Origin of the sequence: Frigoribacterium sp. PhB116 (assembly GCF_004364285.1) — a bacterium.
Taxonomy (GTDB): Bacteria; Actinomycetota; Actinomycetes; order Actinomycetales; family Microbacteriaceae; genus Frigoribacterium.
Window position 1 is genome coordinate 206,586 of record NZ_SOBE01000004.1, and the last position, 20,819, is coordinate 227,404.

15 protein-coding genes are annotated in these 20,819 nt (G+C 74.4%); 11 read left to right on the forward strand and 4 right to left on the reverse strand.

Features of this window, described 5'->3' with window-relative positions:
* Positions 1-7: 7 nt before the first annotated feature.
* Together EDF20_RS13585 and EDF20_RS13590 are read right to left on the reverse strand one after the other, a co-directional pair.
* Positions 8-760 carry a L,D-transpeptidase gene (locus EDF20_RS13585; RefSeq protein WP_243833495.1) on the reverse strand — a complete coding sequence of 251 codons (753 nt, stop codon included), beginning with the start codon at positions 758-760 and terminating at the stop codon, positions 8-10.
* Positions 761-790: 30 nt separating this feature from the next.
* A complete protein-coding gene (locus tag EDF20_RS13590; protein ID WP_133739029.1) occupies positions 791-2,104 on the reverse strand; it encodes a GDSL-type esterase/lipase family protein in 1,314 nt (437 codons plus the stop codon).
* Positions 2,105-2,313: 209 nt separating this feature from the next.
* Here EDF20_RS13590 and EDF20_RS13595 point away from each other — a divergent pair, with 209 nt between their 5' ends.
* The 7 genes from EDF20_RS13595 to deoC all read left to right on the forward strand — a co-directional run bounded on the left by EDF20_RS13595 (position 2,314) and on the right by deoC (position 13,846).
* Positions 2,314-4,887 (forward strand): excinuclease ABC subunit UvrA, encoded by a 2,574-nt coding sequence (locus tag EDF20_RS13595; RefSeq protein ID WP_133739030.1) that lies wholly within the window; start codon positions 2,314-2,316, stop codon positions 4,885-4,887.
* A 77-nt stretch (positions 4,888-4,964) separates the two neighbouring features.
* Positions 4,965-5,615, forward strand: a complete 651-nt coding sequence (locus tag EDF20_RS13600) for a TetR/AcrR family transcriptional regulator (RefSeq protein WP_133739031.1) — start codon at positions 4,965-4,967, stop codon at positions 5,613-5,615.
* Positions 5,616-5,745: 130 nt separating this feature from the next.
* A complete protein-coding gene (locus tag EDF20_RS13605; RefSeq protein ID WP_133739032.1) occupies positions 5,746-8,367 on the forward strand; it encodes an MMPL family transporter in 2,622 nt (873 codons plus the stop codon).
* A gap of 178 nt (positions 8,368-8,545) precedes the next feature.
* The gene (locus tag EDF20_RS13610; RefSeq protein ID WP_166644834.1) at positions 8,546-9,769 is read left to right on the forward strand and encodes a DUF2254 domain-containing protein; all 1,224 of its coding nucleotides are present in this window, start codon (positions 8,546-8,548) and stop codon (positions 9,767-9,769) included.
* A 335-nt stretch (positions 9,770-10,104) separates the two neighbouring features.
* Complete coding sequence (locus tag EDF20_RS13615) at positions 10,105-11,517, forward strand: alpha/beta hydrolase (RefSeq protein WP_133739034.1); 1,413 nt, start codon at positions 10,105-10,107, stop codon at positions 11,515-11,517.
* Positions 11,514-13,151, forward strand: coding sequence for a GMC family oxidoreductase (locus EDF20_RS13620; RefSeq protein ID WP_208292659.1), 1,638 nt, complete (start codon positions 11,514-11,516; stop codon positions 13,149-13,151). The genes EDF20_RS13615 and EDF20_RS13620 overlap by 4 nt, the downstream gene beginning before the upstream one ends.
* Positions 13,148-13,846: a deoxyribose-phosphate aldolase gene (gene deoC, locus EDF20_RS13625; RefSeq protein WP_123546959.1), complete on the forward strand. Its 699-nt coding sequence runs from the start codon at positions 13,148-13,150 to the stop codon at positions 13,844-13,846. The genes EDF20_RS13620 and deoC overlap by 4 nt, the downstream gene beginning before the upstream one ends.
* A 209-nt stretch (positions 13,847-14,055) precedes the next feature.
* Here deoC and EDF20_RS13630 read toward each other — a convergent pair whose 3' ends face one another.
* Complete coding sequence (locus EDF20_RS13630; RefSeq protein ID WP_243833496.1) at positions 14,056-14,643, reverse strand: class I SAM-dependent methyltransferase; 588 nt, start codon at positions 14,641-14,643, stop codon at positions 14,056-14,058.
* 319 nt (positions 14,644-14,962) lie between these two features.
* Positions 14,963-15,685: a zinc ABC transporter ATP-binding protein AztA gene (gene aztA / locus EDF20_RS13635; RefSeq protein WP_133739035.1), complete on the reverse strand. Its 723-nt coding sequence runs from the start codon at positions 15,683-15,685 to the stop codon at positions 14,963-14,965.
* Positions 15,686-15,729: 44 nt separating this feature from the next.
* Here aztA and aztB point away from each other — a divergent pair, with 44 nt between their 5' ends.
* From aztB to aztD, 4 genes are all read left to right on the forward strand, one after another.
* On the forward strand, positions 15,730-16,731 hold the full coding sequence (gene aztB / locus EDF20_RS13640; RefSeq protein ID WP_133739036.1) for a zinc ABC transporter permease AztB: 1,002 nt from the start codon (positions 15,730-15,732) through the stop codon (positions 16,729-16,731).
* Entirely contained in the window at positions 16,728-18,128 is a 1,401-nt protein-coding gene (locus EDF20_RS13645; RefSeq protein WP_133739037.1) for an ABC transporter, read from the forward strand. Before aztB ends, EDF20_RS13645 begins: the two co-directional genes overlap by 4 nt.
* A 107-nt stretch (positions 18,129-18,235) precedes the next feature.
* Positions 18,236-19,210 (forward strand): zinc ABC transporter substrate-binding protein AztC, encoded by a 975-nt coding sequence (gene aztC / locus EDF20_RS13650; RefSeq protein WP_243833497.1) that lies wholly within the window; start codon positions 18,236-18,238, stop codon positions 19,208-19,210.
* A gap of 43 nt (positions 19,211-19,253) precedes the next feature.
* Positions 19,254-20,522, forward strand: coding sequence for a zinc metallochaperone AztD (gene aztD, locus EDF20_RS13655; RefSeq protein WP_133739038.1), 1,269 nt, complete (start codon positions 19,254-19,256; stop codon positions 20,520-20,522).
* The last annotated feature ends 297 nt before the right edge of the window (positions 20,523-20,819 follow it).

Sequence of the window (20,819 nt, forward strand, 5' to 3'; positions counted from 1 at the left end):
GTGCCCGCTACGTGATCGTGATCGGCGTCCCGAGCGGGAGCATCGCGGCGAGCTCGCTGATGTCGGCGTTCGAGAGGCGGATGCAGCCGTGGCTGGCGGCCTGGCCGATGCTGGCCTCGTCGTCCGTGCCGTGCAGGCCGATCTGGCCGGGGCCTCCGCCGAACGAGTTGAGGGCGTCGGAGAACGCGGAGAGGCCGTAGGCGAAGGGGCCGTAGCCCTGGTTCGTCGGGGCGAGCAGCTCGGTCAGGTAGAACGAGCCGGTCGGCGTCGGCGTGCCGCCGGTGCCGGTCGCGACCGGGAACGACTTCTTCTCGACGCCGGCGTCGTAGAGCACGAGGGTGTTGCTCGTCGTCGAGGCGACCAGGGCGTAGGAGGTGGTGGTCAAGGTCACGGCGGAGGCCGGCACCCAGCCGCTGCTCCCGTTCGGCCGCTGCGCGACGGAGACGTTCACCCAGTCGCCCTCCTGGCCGAGCACGAGCAGCACGAGCGGCGCGCCGGACGCCTGCGGGTTGTCCAGGGTCGTCGTGACGGTGCCGTCGGGGGCGTCGTGCACCTCGACCGAACGGCCCGTGACGCTCGCGACGGTCGACGTCGAGGGGACGGCGGGGGCGGCGCTCAGCGTCGGGGTCGGCGCGGGGGCGGTGGCGGACGGGGTCGAGCTCGGCGACGGACGGTCGGGCTCGTCGTCGGCGGTGGAGCACCCCGTGAGGAGGGCAGCGGAGAGCACGACGGCGGCGAGGGGAGCGAGGCGACGGAGCACGGCCTCAGTGTACGTGGACGTGACGAAGTCTCAGGCGGCCGCGAGGCGGAACAGCTCCCGCTCGACGTCGAGCGCGAACTCCCGCAGCCGCTCGACCTGCAGCCCGGAGACGTCCCGAGGCTGCGGATCGAAGACGCACAAGGCCCCGATCCGCGTGCCGTCGGCCGTGTGCACGGGCCAGCCCGCGTAGAAGCGGATGTCGTTGCGGGGCAGCTCGAGCCCCTCCGCCCACGCGTCGGCGACGACGAAGGGCTCCTCCGAGCGGATCGTCGTGACGCAGAACGACTCGCTCAGCGGCATCGCCCGCGCGGACCCGAGCGTGCTGACGACGGCCCACTGGTGGTCGTCGAGGACGAGGTCGAACGCGGCTCCGTCGGTCGAGAAGGCCTCCCTCGCGCGGTCGGCGATGTCGTGCAGAGCCGCCGTCGGCTCCGCCTGCCCCAGCCCGGAGGCGGTGATCGCGTCCAGCCGGACGCGCTCGGGCTGCGGGCGGCTGCGGGCCTTCTGCGGGGAGTCGGTGCGGGCGCGCTGGGCGTGCAGCAGCGGTGCCACGTGCTCGCTGAGTGCGTCGGCCCACTGCTCGTAGAGACGGCCGGTGGCGTCGTCGACGGCGGGGGGCGCCTCCTCGGCTCGGCCGTCCTGCGTGAGGCGCGGGAGCGCGGGCAGCGCGAGGTGCGTCACGCGGGCGTGGGCAGAGCAGACCTCGTCGGCGGCGTCGCTCAGCAGCCGCGCGTGGCGCTCGGCAGCGGCGGACGCGCGCAGCCCGAAGGTCGAGAGCGCGTCGCCCGGGGGAGCCGAGACGACGACCACCCGCGCGCAGGGCCGGAGTCGTGCCAGGAGCGAGACGACGACGGCGTCGAGCTCGCGGGCCCAGGGGCGCGGCGAGCGCAGCGTGAGGGCGTCGGCCGCTCCGAGGGTGACCACGACGACGTCCCAGTTCTCGAGGAAGACGTCGTCGAGGGCGGCTCGGACGGCCGGGAGCCGGTGCGTCGCCTCCGCCAACGCCGCCACGTGGGAGCCGCGACCCGTGCGGCGGGCGAGCCTCCGCGAGACACGGCCCGGCAGCGCCAGGTCGTGGGAGCTGACCCCCCAGCCCACGGCAGGACCTGCCCCGACGACGAGCACGCGGTCGGGGTCGACGCCTGCCCCGGCGCCGAAGGGGACGTCGCGCGGACGCGGGGTCGAGCTCGCCCTGGCGCGGAGCCACGCGTACCGCGCGGCCGAGACGGGCGAGCGGAGGAGGCGCCCGGCGGCCCCCGCGACGTCGTCCCGTCGGTCCCCGGTCGCGCCGCTCGGGCCCGCGTCGTCCGTGCCTGTGTCGCCTGTCTTCGTCGTCGTCGACATGGTCCGTCTCCCTGATCCGTCGTGCCCGCGAGTCGGTGAGCAGCAGGGCTGCCTCGCGTCCGGCACCCCCCGGCGCCATGCCCCCACGCTAGCCACGGCGCGGCGGGCGGACAAGGCTGTCCGCCCGCCTCGCAGCCAGCTGTCGGCCTCGTCCCCCGCGCACCCGCCGACCCGGACCCGCTGCCGCAGCACCGCCTACCATCGCCCGGATGCCCTCCTCACGCTCGCGCGCCTCCTCGACACCCGCCGACGCGACCGTCGCCGTGCCCGCCGACGCGACTGCCGACGTTCCCGTGGCCGCACCGGATGCTGCGGTCACGGACGGCTTCGTCCGCGTCCGAGGCGCCCGCGAGAACAACCTGCGCGACGTGGACGTCGACGTGCCCCGCGACCGCATCGTCGCGTTCACCGGGGTCTCCGGCTCGGGCAAGTCGTCGCTCGCGTTCGGCACGATCTTCGCGGAGGCGCAGCGCCGGTTCCTGGAGTCGGTCGCGCCCTACGCCCGCCGCCTCATCGCCCAGGGCAGCACCCCGCGCGTCGCGTCGATCACCGGCCTGCCGCCCGCCGTCGCCCTGCAGCAGCGCCGCGGCGCGCCCAGCTCGCGGTCGACCGTCGGCACCCTCACCACCCTCTCGAACTCGACCCGCATGCTCTGGTCGCGCGCGGGCAGCTACCCGGCGGGTGCCGAGCGGCTCGAGTCCGACTCCTTCTCGCCGAACACCGTCGCGGGCGCCTGCCCGCGCTGCCACGGACTCGGCACCGCCCACGAGGTCACCGAGGCGTCGGCGGTCCACGACGACTCGCTCAGCATCCGCGAGGGGGCCATCGCCGCCTGGCCCGGCGCCTGGCAGGGCAAGAACCTCCGCGACGTCACCGCCGTGCTCGGCCACGACATCGACCGGCCGTGGCGCGAGCTGCCGAAGGCCGACCGCGACTGGCTCCTCTTCACCGAGGAGCAGCCCGTCGTCGAGGTCGTCCCGCAGCGCGACCGTGTCGCGAAGCCGTACAAGGGCCGGTTCTGGAGCGCCCGGGCCTTCGTGCTGCACACCCTCGCCGACTCCCAGAGCGAGACGCAGCGCGCCAAGGTGCTGCAGTTCGTCGAGTCGGGCCCGTGCTCGCTCTGCGGCGGCACCGGACTGACGCGCGCGGCGCTCGCCGTGACCTTCGCGGGGCGGACGATCGCCGAGCTGAACGGGCTGCCCCTGTCCGAGGTGGCCGAGGTGCTGCGGCCGACCGCCTCGCTGGCGCATGCGACCGCGGCGACCTCGCGCGCCTCCTCGGGCGAGGGCACCGAGGTGGCCGTCACCATCGCACGCGACCTGCTGTCGCGGGTCGAGGTGCTCACCGGCCTCGGGCTCGGCTACCTCAGCCTCGACCGCGCGACGCCGACGCTCTCGCCGGGCGAGATGCAGCGGCTGCGGATCGCGACGCAGCTGCGCTCCGGGCTCTTCGGCGTCGTGTACGTGCTCGACGAGCCGAGCGCGGGCCTGCACCCGGCCGACGCCGAGTCGCTGGTCGAGGTGCTCGAGGCCCTCCGCGCCGGGGGCAACAGCGTGTTCGTGGTCGAGCACGACATGGAGATCGTCCGTCGCGCCGACTGGGTCGTCGACGTCGGGCCGGGCGCCGGCACCGGGGGAGGAGAGGTGCTCTACAGCGGCCCCGTCGACGGCCTCGCCGACGTCGAGGCGTCGGTCACCCGTCGGTTCCTCGCGCCCCGTCGCGCGGCGCCCGTGCCGTCGGCCCCGGGGCGCGACGACGAGGAGGCGCGCGAGACCACCGAGGAGGCGCGCGACACCGCCGAGGACGCACCCGCCTCCCGTTCCCCGCGCGTCCCGTCAGCGTGGCTCGAGCTGCGCGACGTCGCCCGGCACAACCTCCGTGCCCTCGACGTGGACGTGCCGCTCGGGGTGCTCGCCGCCGTCACGGGCGTGTCCGGCTCGGGCAAGTCGAGCCTCGTCGGCGGCGTCCTCGCCGAGCGGGCGACCGAGCACCCGCTGGTCGACCGCGTGGTGCAGGTCGACCAGGCGCCGATCGGACGCACCCCGCGGTCGAACCTCGCGACGTACACCGGCCTGTTCGACGCGGTGCGCGCCTCCTTCGCGGCCACCGACGAAGCGAGGGCACGCGGCTGGGGCGCCGGGCGCTTCTCGTTCAACGTGGTCGGCGGCCGCTGCGAGGTCTGCCAGGGCGAGGGCTCGGTCACGGTCGAGCTGCTCTTCCTGCCGGGCAGCTGGGCGCCCTGCCCGGAGTGCCACGGGGCGCGGTACACGGCCGAGACGCTCGAGGTGACCTGGCACGGCGCGACGATCGCCGACGTGCTCGGGATGACCGTCGACGAGGCCGAGGGGTTCCTCGGCGACGTGCCGGCCGCCTCCCGCGCGCTCTCGACGCTGCGGCAGGTCGGCCTCGGCTACCTGCGGCTGGGGCAGCCGGCCCCCGAGCTGTCGGGCGGCGAGGCGCAGCGGATCAAGCTCGCGACCGAGCTGCAGCGGATGCGCGGCGGCCACACCCTGTACCTGCTCGACGAGCCGACGACCGGCCTGCACCCCGCGGACGTCGAGCTGCTCGTCGCGCAGCTGCAGCGGCTGGTCGACGCGGGCAGCACGGTCGTCGTGGTCGAGCACGCGATGGACGTCGTCGCGGCCGCCGACCACGTGATCGACCTCGGCCCCGGCGGGGGAGACGCGGGCGGGCAGGTCGTCGCGACGGGCACGCCGCGCGAGGTCGCCGAGTCGGGCGCGAGCCGCACGGCGCCGTACCTGGCCCGGGCCCTCGGCCGCTGAGGCGTCGGCCGAAGTTCCCAGCGATTCCCCACCTGGGCGCCGTGCACCGAGTGCGTCGCTGCACTTAGTGTAGGCAGGTGCCCTCGACCGCCCCCGCCCTCGACCGACGTGCCGCCCTCAAGGCGCGCCACCGTCAGGCGATCCTCGACGCGGGCGACGCGCTGATCGCCGAGCAGGGCGCCCCGCGCTTCGGCGTCGACGAGCTCGCCGCCCGCGCGGACGTGTCGCGCCGCACGATCTTCAACCACTTCGCGAGCCTCGACGAGGTCGTGATGACGCTCTGCACGGCGGCTCTGACCGACGCGATCGACGAGTTCCGGGCGGCCACGACGGCCGTGGCGACCTCCGAGGTCGCCGGCACCCGCTCCTCCTTGTTCGACGAGGTGGTGCTCGCTCTCCGCAGCATCGACCTGCCGGCCGTCGTCGCCTACCTGTGGCGCGTGCTCGACGGCGACGCGGAGGCGAACGGCGCGAACAAGGGAGTGCAGGACGTCTTCTCCCGCGCGACCGAACACCTCGCCGCCGATGCCGCCCGACGGAGCATCGCGGTCGACCAGCTTGACGTCGAGCTCCTCGTGAGCTCGCTGCTGCACGGCATCGCGGTCATCGCCGAGCACTGGGTGCGCCGGACGGACGGCGCCCTGGACGACGAAGGCCGGGCCGTCTGGGCCGAGCTGCTCGATCGTCTCGTGACGAGCGTGCGCACCGGCTACGCGCCCCCTGCCTGACCCCAGGCCGACCCCGACCCCACCGCCCCGACCTGCCCGACCCCACCTCCTTCCCGACGACGCGACGCGAGGCTCCACCACCCCACGGACCGACCACCGGCCCACCGCACCACCAGGAGGACGACCGCCCATGGCATCCCTGCTCTACCGACTCGGCCGGCTGTCGGCCCGACGCGCCTGGGTGGTGATCGCCGCCTGGATCGTCGTGCTCGGCCTCGCCGGCGGCTCGTTCGCCCTCTTCGGCGGCACGCTGACCACCGCCGTGAGCATCCCCGGCACGAAGACGCAGGAGGTGTCGGACCAGCTCGCCGACAAATTCCCGCAGGCGAGCGGCGGCACGGGCTCGGTCGTCTTCACGACCAGCGACGACAGCGCCTTCAGCGCCGACCAGCAGGCCGACATCGTCTCGCTGCTCGGCGGCATGACCGACCTCGACGACGTCAAGGGCACGGTCGACCCGTTCGCCACGCAGGCACAGCTCGCCGACCAGCAGGCGAAGATCGACTCCGGTCGCCAGCAGATCACGGACGGCCGCAGCCAGATCGAGTCCGGCCAGGCGCAGATCGACGCCGCCCAGGCGCAGCTCACCGCGGGCCAGCAGCAGCTCGACGCCGCGCGCGCCCAGGCGGAGGCCGCCGGCCAGCTCGCCGCGGCGCAGGCGCAGCTCGACGCTCAGCAGGCGCAGATCACCGCGGGTCAGCAGCAGATCGACACGCAGCAGGCGACCCTCGACTCGAGCCTCTCCGAGCTCGAGACGCAGGAGAAGACGCTCGAGGACGGCGCCTCGCTGCTCGACCTCTCGTCCGGCATCCGCCAGGTGTCGGAGGACGGCACCACGGCCGTCGCCACCGTCCAGTTCGACAAGGCGCTCAACCTGGTGCCCTCGGAGGCGAAGGAGGCGGTCGTCTCGCACCTGGAGGACGCCGACATCGCCGGCGTCGACGTCGAGGTCTCGAACGACATCGCCGCGACGATCCCCGAGATCCTCGGCCCGGGCGAGGTCGGCGGCGTCATCATCGCCGCCATCGTCCTGTTCGTCATGCTCGGCACCCTGATCGGCGCCGGCCTGCCCCTGCTCAACGCCCTGGTCGGCGTCGGCGTCGGCGTGCTCGCCTCGCTGTCGCTCTCGGGCGCCGTCGAGATGCTCTCGGTCACGCCCGTGCTGGGCGTGATGCTCGGCCTCGCGGTGGGCATCGACTACTCGCTGTTCATCCTCAACCGGCACCGCACGCAGCTGAAGGCGGGCGTGCCGCTCGACGAGTCGATCGGGCTGGCCAACGGCACGTCCGGCAACGCCGTCGTGTTCGCCGGCTCGACCGTGCTCATCGCCCTGCTCGCGCTGAACCTGACGGGCATCCCGTTCCTCGGCTTGATGGGCACCGTCGGCGCGGTCTGCGTGTTCGTGGCCATCCTCATCGCGATCACGCTGACGCCGGCGCTGCTGCGCCTCGTCGGCCCGCGCATCCTCACGAAGAAGGCGCGTGCCGCAGTCGGCCGCACCGGCGCCGTGAAGGTGCCGTCGAAGCCGATGGGCACCGGCCGTGCCGTGCTGACGCTGATCGCGGGCGTCGCCGTCCTGCTGATCATCGCCATCCCCGCGCTGTCGATGCGCCTCGGCCTCCCGGCCGGGTCGTCGGAGCCCGTCGACTCGAGCGCCTACCAGGCGTACAAGATCGTCGAGGACAAGTTCGGCGCCGGCGTCAACGGGCCGCTGCTCGTCGTCGCCGACCTCGACCAGGCCGTCTCGGACGACGACCTCGTCGCCGAGCAGGTGCGCGTCGGCACCGAGCTGGCCGCCCAGGACGACGTCGCCGCGATCGCCCCGATCGGCGCCTCGGACGACGACACCCTGCTCGCGTTCCAGGTCGTGCCCGAGGGCGGGCCGACGGCCGAGTCGACCGAGCAGCTGGTCCGCGACCTGCGCTCGCTCGACGTCGAGGGCGTCTCGTCGCTCGGCGTGGCCGGCAACGCGTCCGGCAACATCGACGTCAGCGAGAAGCTGGCCGCGGCCCTGCCGCTGTACCTGCTCGTCGTCGTCGGGCTGTCGCTGATCATCCTGATCTTCGTGTTCCGGTCGATCCTCGTGCCTGTGACCGCGACGCTCGGGTTCGTCCTGTCGCTGTTCGCCGCGTTCGGCGGCGTGACCGCGGTGTTCCAGTGGGGCTGGCTGGGCCCGGTGTTCGGGGTGCACGACCCCGGCCCGATCCTGAGCTTCCTGCCGATCCTCATGGTCGGGGTGCTGTTCGGGCTCGCGATGGACTACCAGCTGTTCCTCGTCAGCGGCATGCGCGAGTCGTACGCCCACGGGTCGCCGGCGCGGCTCGCCGTCCAGCGCGGCGTCCACGCCGGGCGGACCGTGGTCATCGCCGCGGCGCTGATCATGGCGGCGGTCTTCTCGGGCTTCGTCTTCTCGAACTCCGTGATGATCCAGTCGATCGGGCTGGGGCTCGCGCTCGGTGTGCTCGTCGACGCGTTCGTCGTCCGCCTGCTGCTGATCCCCGCGGTGATGCACCTGCTCGGCGACGCCGCGTGGTGGATCCCGAAGTGGCTCGACCGCATCCTGCCCGACGTCGACGTGGAGGGCGCGTCGCTCGAGCGGTCGCACCCGGCTTCGGGCGCTGACGGCGGTGCGGGTGCGGGCTCCGGCTCCGGCTCGGGTTCGTCTGACACCGTGTCGCACGTCGCGGCCGAGGCGCCCGTCGACGCCGAGACGTCGACCCGGCACCACGGGGACGGCGCCCACCGGGCCTGACCCGTCCCCCGGGCCACGGCCCGACCAGCGTCGAGGAGGCGCAGTGCGGCACCCTGCCGCGCCGCGCCTCCTCGTCTGCGTGCGCGACCTGGGCCGGGCCGTCGCGGTCGCGACCGGGCACAGTGTGGGGCATGCCCCTCTGCCGCGTCCGCGCCTCCTCCGCCCTCGTGACCCGCCCGTGAGGGCCGTCCTGCTCCGCGCGCGGGAGTCGTTCTGGTTCTTCCCGGCGCTGCTCGGCGTCGTCGCGATCGTCGCGGCCGAGCTGCTCGTCGCCGTCGACCGCGGCCTGATCGGCGGCGGCACCGTCGGCCTGCCCTTCCTCGACGCGCTGAGCGCCAGCGGCGGACGGTCGCTGCTCTCGATCATCGGCTCGTCGATGCTCACGGTGGCCGGCACCTCGTTCTCGATCACCATCTCGGTGCTCGCCACGACGTCGTCGACCTACGGCCCGAGGCTTGTCCGCAACTTCATGGCCGACCGCGCCAACCAGCTCGTGCTGGCGGCCTTCACCTCGACGTTCCTCTACGCGATCGTCGTGATGCGCTCGGTGCACACCGAGGTCGACGGCGCCGACGCGTTCGTGCCCCTGCTCGCCGTGCACGGAGCCGTGCTGCTCGGCGTGGTCGACGTCGGCGTGCTCGTCTTCTTCATCCACCACATCGCGACGTCGGTGCAGATCACGTCGCTGCAGCAGCAGGTGCTGGGCGACCTGCGCACGGCGGCCGACCTCGCCTACCCGGCCTCACCCGGCGACCGCGTCGAGACCGAGCCGCAGGAGGCGCCCCGCACGACGGCCGCGGTGCGCACCGACCGGGACGGCTACGTCCAGGCCGTCGACTGGCCGCGGCTCGTCCGCGTCGCGGCCGACGCCGACACGGTCGTGGTCGTGCGCTCGATGCCCGGCAGCTGGGTCATCGTCGGCGACGAGCTCGTCGGCACGACGACGACCGCGTCGTCCGCCGCGGCGACGGCGATCCGCGCCTGCGTGACGCTCGGCTCGTCGCGGACCCCGCACCAGGACGTCGGCTACGCGCTGCAGCAGCTCGTGGAGATCGCCGTGCGCGGCCTGGCCTCCGGCACCAACGACCCCTACACGGCGGTGAGCGCGCTCGACATGTCGACCGCGGTGCTCGTGCCCGTGTGGCGCGGACGCGACCGCGTGACCGGGCACCGCGACGCCGACGGGACGCTCCGCGTCGTCGCCGGGCTGCCGTCGGTCGAGTCGCTCGTCGACTCGGTCGTGGCGGGCGTCGAGACGTACGGCGCCGACCAGCCCGCCGTGGTCGCGGCGGCGCGCCGGCTCGTCGGGCGCCTGCGGGACGTGTCGCCGGAGCGGCGGCTCGGCACGGTCGACGAGCTCGAGCGACGTCTGGCGGCGTTGCCGGCCGCAGTTGCCGCCTGAGCCTGCACGACCGGTCGTGACCCGAGCCTGAGCCGCAGCGACCCGGGCGTGGCCCTGCGCGACCCGGCCTCTGCACGTCGGCGGGTACCCGTCGAGTCGGGCGGGTCAAGATCCCTGTCGGCGGGTTCCCGTCGTCCTCGGCGGGTCGGCGCTGACCCGCCGACGGCCACGGGAACCCGCCGACACCCAGTTCGAGGAGGCAGGCGTACCCCGGCGGGAGGCGGCAGGCTGGGAGGGCGGTCAGCCGTGCGTTCGTAGTGTCGGCGGTGCCTCGTAGTGTCCGACGTGCCCCCGCTGCCCGGGGGCACCGCGCCGAGGCCCCTCGAGGAGCACCCGTGAACACACCCGTCGACGCTGCCCGTCCGACGATCTTCTTCCTGCACGCCCTGGGCATGAGCGCCCGTGAGTTCGACGGCGTCGCCGCACGGCTCGCCGACACGGCCGACGTGGTCGCGCTCGACCTGCCCGGCTTCGGCGACGCGAGCGCCGCCTCCGGCGTCTCGGTCGACGACATGGCGGCGCTCGTCGTGCGCAAGGTCCGGCGCCACGCGCCCGGCCGTTGGCTGCTGGTCGGCCACAGCATGGGCGGCAAGATCGCCTCCGTCGTGGCCTCCCGGGCCCTGGCCGGCGAGCACGGGCTCTTCGGCCTCAGCGGCGTCGTGCTGCTCGCGGCCTCGCCGCCGACGCCCGAGCCGATGAGCGACGACGACCGCGCCGAGAAGCGCGCGATGGCCGACGGCGGGGCGATCGACGCCGCCTCGGCTCGTGCCTTCGTCGACGCGAACCTGGGCGCGCCGCTCGACCCGCCGTCCGACGCGACCGCCGTCGCCGACGTGCAGCGCGCCTCCGCCGAGGCCTGGACGGCCTGGTTCGACCGCGGCAGCCGAGAAGACTGGTCCGAGACGGTCGGCGTGCTCGACGTGCCCGCCGTCATCCTGGCGGGCGGCAGCGACGGCGACCTCGGCGAGGCGGCCCAGCGCGAGCTCAACGGCCGCGTCTACCCGCGGGCCCAGGTGCACGTGCTCGAGGGCGCGGGGCACCTGCTGCCCCTCGAGCGCCCCGACGAGGTCGCCGCCGCGATCCGCGACTTCTGGCGCGACGAGGCCGGCACCGGCCCGGTCGTGCCCGTCGACGTGGTCCGCACCCTCGCCTCCTCGCGGGTCAGCACGCAGACGCGCGCGCTGCACGCGCGCCGCGTCCTGGCGGACGACCCGCGTTACCGTCCGGTCGTCGTCGACGAGGCGCAGCTGCAGATCCTGCGCGTGCTGAGCGACCGCATCGTGCCGCAGCGGGCTCCAGAACCGCGGCAGGCGATCGACCTGGCCGCCCGGGTCGACGCCCGGGTCGGCTCCGGCCGGGGCGACGGCTGGCGCAACGCCGCCCTGCCGCCCGATCCCGAGGCCTATCGCCACGGGCTCGACGAGCTGGCCGGTTTCGGCGACCTGTCACGGGCCGAGCAGGACGCCCTCGTCACCGCGATCATCGCCGGCGAGCACGAGCCCCGGTCCGACGACTTCACGGCCGAGCAGATGACGCTCTGGTTCGAGGACTGCCGGGTCGACCTCGTCCGCACGTGGCTGTCGCACCCGGCGACGATGTCGCGCATCGGCTACGACGGCTACGCGAACGGCGGCGACGGTCCGCGGTTCCAGGGCTTCCAGCTGCTGGCCGCCGATGCCCGAGAAGCGTGGGAACCGACCATGGAGGCAGCACGAACGCAGGCAGCACCGACGGAGGCAGCACGATGAAGCTCGACGACATGACCACCTACGGGCACGACGAGGTCGTCGACGCCGTCGTCGTGGGCACCGGCGCGGGAGGCGCGCCCCTGCTGGCGAAGCTGGCGGCGGCCGGCCTGCGCGTCGTCGCGATCGAGGCGGGGCCGAACTTCGACCCAGAGCTGTACACGAACGACGAGGAAGCGGGCACGGCCATCAACTGGATGGACGAGCGCCTCAGCGACGGCGACGACCCGAACGCGTTCGGCCCGAACAACTCGGGTCGCGGCGTGGGCGGCTCCACCCTGCACTGGGGCGCCTTCGTGCCCCGGCCCGACGAGCGCGACCTGCACCTGAAGTCCGTCACCGGCCAGGGCGTCGACTGGCCCGTCGACTCCGCTGAGGTCACTCGCTACATCGAGCAGGTCGAGGCCTTCGTCGGCGTCTCGGGGCCGAGCGACTACCCGTGGGATCCCTCGCGGCACTACGCGTACCCGCCTGCGGGGCGCAACGCCGCGGCCGACATGATGGTGCGCGGCTGCGACGCCGTCGGCATCCGCACGGCCGACGCCCCCGAGGCGCTCATCACCCACGACCACCACCAGCAGCACGCCGGCCTCCGCCACGCCTGCGTCAGCTGCGGCAGCTGCCACCAAGGCTGCCGCAACGGCGCCAAGGTCAGCATGGACGTCACGTACCTGCCGAGCGCGGTCGCCCACGGCGCCGAGATCCGGCCCGACTCCACGGTGACGGGCATCGACACCGACGACAGCGGCGAGGTCACGGCGGTCGTCTACGTGCACGACGGCGTCGAGCACCGGCAGCGAACCGCCGCCCTGTTCCTCTGCGCCGGCGGCGTCGAGACCCCGCGGCTGCTGCTGCACACCGGCCTCGCGAACAGCAGCGGCCAGGTCGGTCGCAACTTCATGGCGCACGGCGCGACCCAGGTCTGGGGCACCTTCGAGGGCGAGATGCGCGGGCACCGCGGCTACCCGTCGTCGATCATCACCGAAGACCTGAGGGCGCCTGCCGACGCCGACTTCGTCGGGGGCTACCTGATCCAGAGCCTCGGCGTCCCGCCGCTCACGCTCGCCACGACGCTGGTGCGCGGCGGCGGGCTCTGGGGCGACGAGCTGGCCGACGTCATCGGGGGCTACCGCCACCTGGCGGGCATCGGCATCAACGCCGAGTGCCTGCCGAGCGACGACAACCGCCTCGTGCTCTCCGACGAACTCGACGAGGTCGGCGTGCCCAAGGCGCGCATCTCGTTCACGGCGGGCCCGAACGAGCAGGCCATCGACGAGCACGCCATCCGCACGATGACCTCGATCGTCGAGGCCGCGGGCGGGACCGACATCCGGGTCCTGGCCCGGACGGCGCACACCCTCGGCACCTGCCGCATGGGCGACGACGCGGCCGACGCCGTGGTCGACCCCGACGGCCGCAGCTTCGACGTGGCCAACCTGTGGGTCTGCGACAACTCGACGTTCCCCAGCGCCGTCGTGGCGAACCCCGCCCTGCTGCAGATGGCGATGTCGCTCCGCACGGCCGACCGGTTCCTCGCCCAGCAGCCGACGGCCTCGGTCGTCGGGGTGCGCGACGGCGGGGCCGACGGCGACTCGGCGCAGAACGGTGCGGCCGACCGCCGTACCCTGGTCTCATGACCGAGACGACCCTCACCAGCGCCGACGCGGCGCGCCTCATCGACCACACCCTGCTCAAGCCCGAGGCGACCCGCGCCGACGTCGACGCCCTGATCGCCGAGGCCGTCGAGCTCGGCACGTACTCGGTCTGCGTCTCGCCGTCGATGTTGCCCCTCGTGCTGCCCGAGGGCGCCGACCTCAAGGTCGCCGTCGTCGCCGGGTTCCCCAGCGGCAAGCACACCTCCGCGGTCAAGGCCGCCGAGGCGGCCGAGGCAGTCCGTGCCGGGGCCGACGAGGTCGACATGGTCATCGACGTGGGTGCCGCGGTCGCCGGCGACTACGCCTCCCTCGAGGAGGACATCGCCGCGGTGCGCCAGGCCGTGCCGGCCCCGACCGTCCTCAAGGTCATCATCGAGTCCGCGGCGCTGAGCGACGACGCGATCGTCGGTGCCTGCAAGGCCGCCGAGTCGGCCGGTGCCGACTTCGTCAAGACCTCGACCGGGTTCCACCCGGCTGGCGGTGCGTCCGAGCACGCGGTCCGGCTGATGGCCGAGACCGTCGGCGGACGCCTCGGGGTCAAGGCCTCGGGCGGCGTGCGCACCCTCGCCGACGCGCAGAAGTACGTCGCCGCCGGCGCCACGCGCCTGGGCGTCTCGGGGTCGCGGGCGCTCCTCGCCGACTCGGCCGCCGCCTCCTCGGGGGCCGGTTCGTACTAGGCGCCGATCGTCTCTCGGACGCCCCGCTGCCGACCCGGCGGCGGGGCGTCCGTCCTTTCGGGAGCACACGTTCTAGGCCCCTGCCGCCTGCCGAGTGCCGCCTGCCCCTGACGCCGCCGAGTGACCGGAACACCACCTCGTTCACCGGTGTCGCGTCCACTCGGTGGTGTCCGAGCCCGGGCGATGCCGGCTGTGCAGGCGCTGCCGGTTCAGCGGATGGTGCGGTGCTCGGCGATCAGCGCCGCATGCGGGCGTGATCCGGGGTCGGTGCGAGTCGTCGTCCCCAGCACGGTGAGCCCGGCAGCCTCCAGCCGTGCCGCCAGCTCGTCGACCGGCCAGCGCCAGGCCGTCACGACGGTGTGCTCGAAGCGCTCGAGCGCCGGCCACTCGAAGAACCCCACGAGGAAGCGCCCGCCCGGACGCAGGACGCGCGCGACCTCCCGCAGCGGCCCGTCGATCGCGTCCGGAGAGTGGTGCACGAGCGAGTACCACGCCAGCACCCCGCCCAGGCTGGCGTCGTCCGCCGACAGGTGCTCGGCGGAACCGATCTCGTAGCGGATGCCCGGGTGGTCGCGCCGGGCGTGCTCCACGAACGCGGGGACCGGGTCGACGCCCGTGACGTCGAGTGCGCTGAGCGGGGCGTGCCCGCTGTGCCCGTCGCCCCCGCTGTGTCCGCCACGCTCGGCGAGGAACGCCGTCCAGTGGCCCGGCCCGCAGCCGAGGTCGAGCACCGGTCCGTCGAGCTCGTCCGCCCACTGCGACACGATGCTGAGGTCGGCGGGGTGGACCGCGCTCATCGAGCCGAGTGCTGCCGCGTACTCCGCCGCCCGAGACGAGTAGGCCGAGCGGACGGCGACGGCGTCCGATCCAGGTTCGGCGTCGGATCCGGGTTCACTCGGCGGTCGCTGCACGCCCACCATCATCGCGCGGTGCCCACACCCGCCGCACCCGCGCACACCCTCCTGCGCGCATGAGGGTGCGTGCGGGTCCGCGGGGTGCCGCCGCCGCCCGCCGCCGCGGCCGCCGCGCGAGCTGCACCCCCGAACCCGCGCTACACCCGTGGAACGGGGGGTGCAGCGCCGATCCAGGGGTGTAGCTCGTCCTTCGCGAGGGCGCTCACGCCACGCGGCGACCGTCCACGAGGTGCACGACGTCGATGCCCGGCCCGCGCAGCGAGTGGTCGTGGGTCGCCTCGACGACGGTCGCTCCGCGGGCGAGCTCGACGTCGACGGCCGCGCGGATCAGCGCCGTGGCGGCGGTGTCGACCCCGGCCGTCGGCTCGTCGAGCAGCAGCAGGTCGGCCTGGCGTGCCAGCCCCTGAGCCACGAGCACGCGCTGCCGCTGCCCGCCCGACAACGCCGCCAGCGGACGCCGGGCGAGGTCGGCGACGTCGAGCGCCTCGAGGCAGTCGTCCACGACGGAACGGTCCTGACGCCCGAGCGGCCGCCACGCACCGAGCGCCCCCCACCTCCCCATCGCGACCGTCTCGCGCACGGTGATCGGCAGGCGGTCGGTGACCGCGCTCCGCTGGACGACGAGCGCCGTCGTGCCCGACGCGGGCAGGGCGACCTGCCCCTCCACGTCGCGGTGGGTGCCGGCCAGCACGCCCAGCAGCGTCGACTTCCCCGAACCGTTCGGGCCCACGAGCACCGTGAGCCGGCCGTCGAGCACGTCGACGTCGACTCCCCGCAGCGCGGTGCGTCCGTCGTGGTGGGCGCTGACGCCGAGGAGGCGCGCGACCGTCCCCGAGGTCGGCTCCGCGAGGCGAGAGTCGGGGCGGGAAGCGAGGCGAGAGGGGTGGCCGGAGGCCGGTGCGAGGGGTCCCGGTGCGATGTCCATAGCTTGATCATACTGATAATCGTTTTCATGTATGGTCGTGCCTCGTGACCTTCCTCCTCGACCCGTTCAGCACGGCGTTCATGCTCAGGGCCCTCGTCGGCGGCGTGCTCGTCGCTGTGCTCTGCGGCGTCGTCGGCACCTGGGTCGTCGTCCGCGGCATGGCGTTCCTCGGGGAGGCCATGGCGCACGGAGTCCTGCCCGGCGTCGCCCTGGCCGCGCTCCTCGGATTGCCCGCCGTGCTCGGCGCCGCCGTCAGCGCCGCCGTGATGACGGCCGGCGTCGGTCTCGTCACGCGACGGTCACGGGTCTCTCCCGACACCGCCATCGGCCTGCTCTACGTCGCGATGCTCAGCGTGGGCGTCGTGATCGTCTCCCGCTCACGCTCGTTCGCCACCGACCTCACGGCCGTGCTGTTCGGCGACGTGCTCGCCGTCGACCAGGGCGACCTCGTGTTCATCGCCGTCGCGGTCGTCGTCGGGGTCGTGGTCACGGCCGCCTTCCACCGCCCGTTCGTGGCCCTCGCCTTCGACCCCCGGGTCGCGAGCACGTCCGGCCTCCGCCCGGGGCTCGCCCACGTGGTGCTGGTCGGGCTCGTCACCCTCGTCGTCGTCGCCTCCTACCAGGCGGTGGGCAGCCTCCTCGTCGTGGGCCTCCTCATCGCCCCGGCCGTGGCCGCGGGCCAGTGGACCCGTCGCATCCCCACCACCATGGCCGCCGCCGCCGTCGTCGGCGCCCTCGCCGTGTTCGTCGGGCTGCTCGTCTCGTGGCACGCCTCGACGGCGGCGGGCGCGAGCATCGCCGCGTGCGCCGTGGCGCTGGCCGGGCTGTCGGCCGCGGCGCGTGCCGTGGTCGGAGACCGCGCCTCCTCGGCATCGACGCCTGGCGCGGACGCCGGGGCGACGCCCGCGCCCGCACCTGCACCCGCATCCGCACCCGCACCCGCGGCGTCCGCGGTCGTCGCCTCCGTCGACGCCCGCCCCGCACCTGACCGCCCGACCCTCGACCTCGCGCCCCCGGCGCGACAGGAAGCGACCCCGCACTCGTGACCAGAAGAACAGTCCTCCTCCCCGCCGCCCTCGTCGCGCTGCTCGCCCTCTCGGCCTGCAGCCCCGGCGCCGACTCCGCCGACGACGCCGGCAAGGCCGGTGCCGACGAGACCGCCGTCCCGCACGGGTACGTCGAGGGAGCCCGCGAGCTCCAGGAGCCGCAGCTCCGCCTCGTCGCCCTCGACGGCGACGTGCTGAGCGCCCTCGACCCTGCCTCGGGCGAGACCGTCGAGCTGGTGTCCGGGGGCTCGCTCGGCGACGCTTCCTCGCTCACGACCGACGGCCGGCACCTCTTCGCGGCGACCCCGGACGGGCGGCTCACCGTCGTCGACGGCGGCGCCTGGACGGTGCCCCACGGCGACCACTCGCACTACTACCTCGCGGATCCCCGGGTCGTCGCCCAGCCCGACGACCTGGCCGACCTCGGCGTCGAGACCGGCAGCGGCACCGGCGCCGACGGCGGCGCCGACGCGTCAGGCACGTCCGAGGACGCTGCGCAGGAGGTGCGGGCCGCCTCCAGCGCGTCCCTCACCGCCGCGTCCTGGTCGGCCACCGGCACGGGGCTCGTGCTCGACGGCGACGCCCTGGCCGACGGCGAGCTCGACGCGGTCGGGAGGATCGAGGGGACGCCGCACGCCGGCGTGCTCGTGCCGCTCGGCGACGAGCTGATCGCGAGCGTCGTCAGCGACGCGGCCGACGCCGCCGACGCGGCCGACGCGGCCGACACCTCCGGCGCCTCCGGGCCGGCCGCGCCCGTGCTCGCCGACACGGTCGTCGTCACGACCGCCGGGGGCGAGCCCGTCGACGGCCTCGAGGAGCCCTGCCCCGCTCTCCGCGGCTCGGCCGCGACCCGCGTCGGCGTCGTCGTCGGCTGTGCCGACGGCGCTGTGCTCGCCACCGCCGACAGCGCCGGCGACGTGACGCTCGAGCGCATCCCGTACCCGGCCGGGACGTCCGCGTCGGACGTGGCCACCTCGTTCCAGGCGCGCCCCGGCCGGCCGGCCGTCGCCTCCGTCGCCGGCACCCGCGGGGCCTGGCTGCTCGACACGCGGGCCCGCACCTGGACGCTGATCGAGACCCCGGAGCCGCTGCTGCGGGCGACGGCCGTCGGCGACTCGGACGACACGGTCGTGGCGGTCGACACCTCCGGACGCGTCGTCGTCCTCTCGCCCGAGGGCGTGCTCGCGCAGACGGAGCCGCTCGTCGCGGCCGACCTCGTCGCCGGAGCCGACGGGCCCGAGCTGCCCGCCGGCGTCGTCCTCGAGGTCGACGCGTCGCGCAGCTACCTGAACTCGCCGTCGGCGGGAGTCGTGCACGAGATCGACCACGCCGACTCGGCGCGGGTCGCCCGCACGCTGCCGCTGCCCGGCCGCCTGTTCGTGGAGACGGGTCGATGAGCCGCGCGCGCCTCCTCGGTTCCGGTCTCGGCTCGATGAACCGCGTTCCGAACCATGAACCGCGAACTATCCCGGTTCATGGTTCGGAACCCGGTTCGCGGGGCTCAGTGGCTCGTGCTCGTCCTCGGGGTCGACTCGTCCGGGCGACCGCCGCCCTCGCCGTGCTGCTCGTCACCAGCGGCTGCTCCGCCCTCGCCGAAGGCGGCTCTGCAGGCACAGGCACGAGCACCGGCGGCGCGGCTGCAGGCACCCCGCGCGTCGTCGTCACGACGAACATCCTCGGCGACGTCGTCGGCGAGCTGGTCGGCGACCAGGCCGACGTCGTCACCCTGATGCCCCCGGGGGCCGACCCGCACAGCGTCGAGATCTCGGCCCGCGAGGCCGCCGACCTGCGCGACGCCGACCTGGTCGTCTCGAACGGCCTCGGCCTCGAGGAGGGCCTGCAGCAGCACGTCGACTCCGCCGCCGCGGCGGGCGTGCCCGTCGTCGAGGCCGGTGACCTGATCGAGCCCCTGGCCTACGCCGAGGGCGACGCGGAGGGCGAGCTCGACCCGCACTTCTGGACCGACCCGCAGCGGATGCTCGACGTCGTCGACGGGCTCGAGCGCGAGCTGGCGACGCAGGTCGACGGCCTCGACGCCGGTGCGCTCGAGTCGGCCGCCGCCTCCTACCGGGGCCAGCTCGAGCAGCTCGACGCCGACCTCGAGGCGAGCTTCGGCGCGATCCCGGCCGAGCGGCGCGCGCTCGTCACGAACCACCACGTCTTCGGCTACCTCGCCGAGCGGTACGGGTTCCGCGTCGTCGGGGCCGTGCTGCCGAGCGGCACGACGCTGGCGGCGCCGAGCGCGTCCGACCTCGCCGGGCTCACCGACGCGATCGAGGAGGCGGGGGTCGGCACGATCTTCGCCGACGCCTCCCAGCCGGACCGCCTCGTGCAGGTCCTCGCCGACGAGGCCGACGTCGAGGTCGACGTCGTCGCCCTGCACACCGAGTCGCTCAGCGCCCCCGGCGGGGGAGCCGAGACCTACCTCGAGATGATGCGCTCGAACGAGCGGCTCATCGCGACCGGCCTGTCGCCCTGACCGGCCCGCACCACCCCCATCACCGAACACGGAAACGGATCACATGACCCAGCGACACACGACCTCCCGACACCAGACCAGGGCCCTCGCCGGCCTCGCCCTCGCCGCCTCGGCCGCGCTGGCCCTCACGGCGTGCTCGAGCGCAGGAGGCGCGGGCGGCGACGCCGCGACCGGCGCGGCCTCCGAGGCGGGCGCGACCACCGCCTCCTCGGCGCAGCCCCGCATCGCGGCCACCTACGACGGCGGGGTGCTCGTGCTCGACGCGACCACCCTCGAGACCGTGGCCGACATCGAGCTGGCCGGCTTCAACCGGGTCAACCCGGCCGGCGACGGACGGCACGTGCTCGTCTCGACCGAGGAGGGGTTCCAGGTGCTCGACACCGGGGCCTGGACCGCCGACGGGACGTCGTACACCGCGGAGCCCGAGCTCACCGACCTCGTGTTCGAGGCGCCGACGCCCGGCCACGTCGTGCGCCACGGCGACAAGACGATCTTGTTCTCGGACGGGACCGGCGACACCACCGTCTTCGACACGGCCGACCTGCTCGACGTCTCGTCGACCGGGGAGCTGCCCGCGACCGAGACGATCTCGTCGCCCGAGGCCCACCACGGCGTCTCGATCGAGCTCGAGGACGGCACGTTGCTCACCACGATCGGCGACTCCGAGTCGCGGGTCGGCGTGCGCGCGCTCGACGCCGCCGGCGAGGAGACCGCGCGCAGCGAGGAGTGCCCCTCCGTGCACGGCGAGGGCACTACGGCCGAGGAGGTCGCGGTGTTCGGCTGCAGCGACGGCGTGCTGCTGTACGACGACGGCGCGTTCACGAAGATCGCCGCCGCGGACGACTACGGCCGCACCGGGAACGCCTACGTCACCGACTCGTCGCCCGTCATGCTCGGCGACTACAACAGCGACCCCGACTCCGAGGGCTACGAGCTGACACAGCTCACCGCGGTGGACACCGCCGCAGCCACCTCGCAGGTGCTCGACCTGCCCGACGGCGTGGCCTACACCTGGAAGGGCGTCGGCCGCACCGCCGACGACGACGCGCTCGTGCTCGGCACCGACGGGGCGCTGCACGTGCTCGACGTCGCCACCGGGACGTTCGGGGCCTCGTACCCCGTGATCGAGGCGTGGGAGGGGCCCGCCGAGTGGCAGGACTCGCACCCGAGCCTCTCGGTCGTCGGCGACACCGCGTACGTGACCGACCCGGCATCGGGCTCGATCCACGCGGTCGACGTGGCCAGCGGCGAGGTCACGGCTACGGGCGACCTCGGCGTCGCGGCCAACGAGATCGCGGTCGTCACCGGCTAGCCCGGGCTCTCTCCGTCGACGGGCGGCGAGACGTCAGAAAAGGTCCTTTCCCGAGAGGGAGAGGACCTTTTCTGACGGTTCATGACCGAGCGGAGGGAGAACCCCGCCCCACGCCGGAGCGTGGAGCGGGGCCCCACCGGGAACACCGGCCCACGTGCAGGGTCGGGGCCGGTGTCGTCGTCACTCGGGTGAGGGCGGACCCTACTCGGTGGCGACGGTGATCTTCGCGACGCCGACGAGCATCTCGTCCTGGACGGCGTCGGTGTTGAAGGTCTGGTTCAGCAGGGCGGCGGCGTC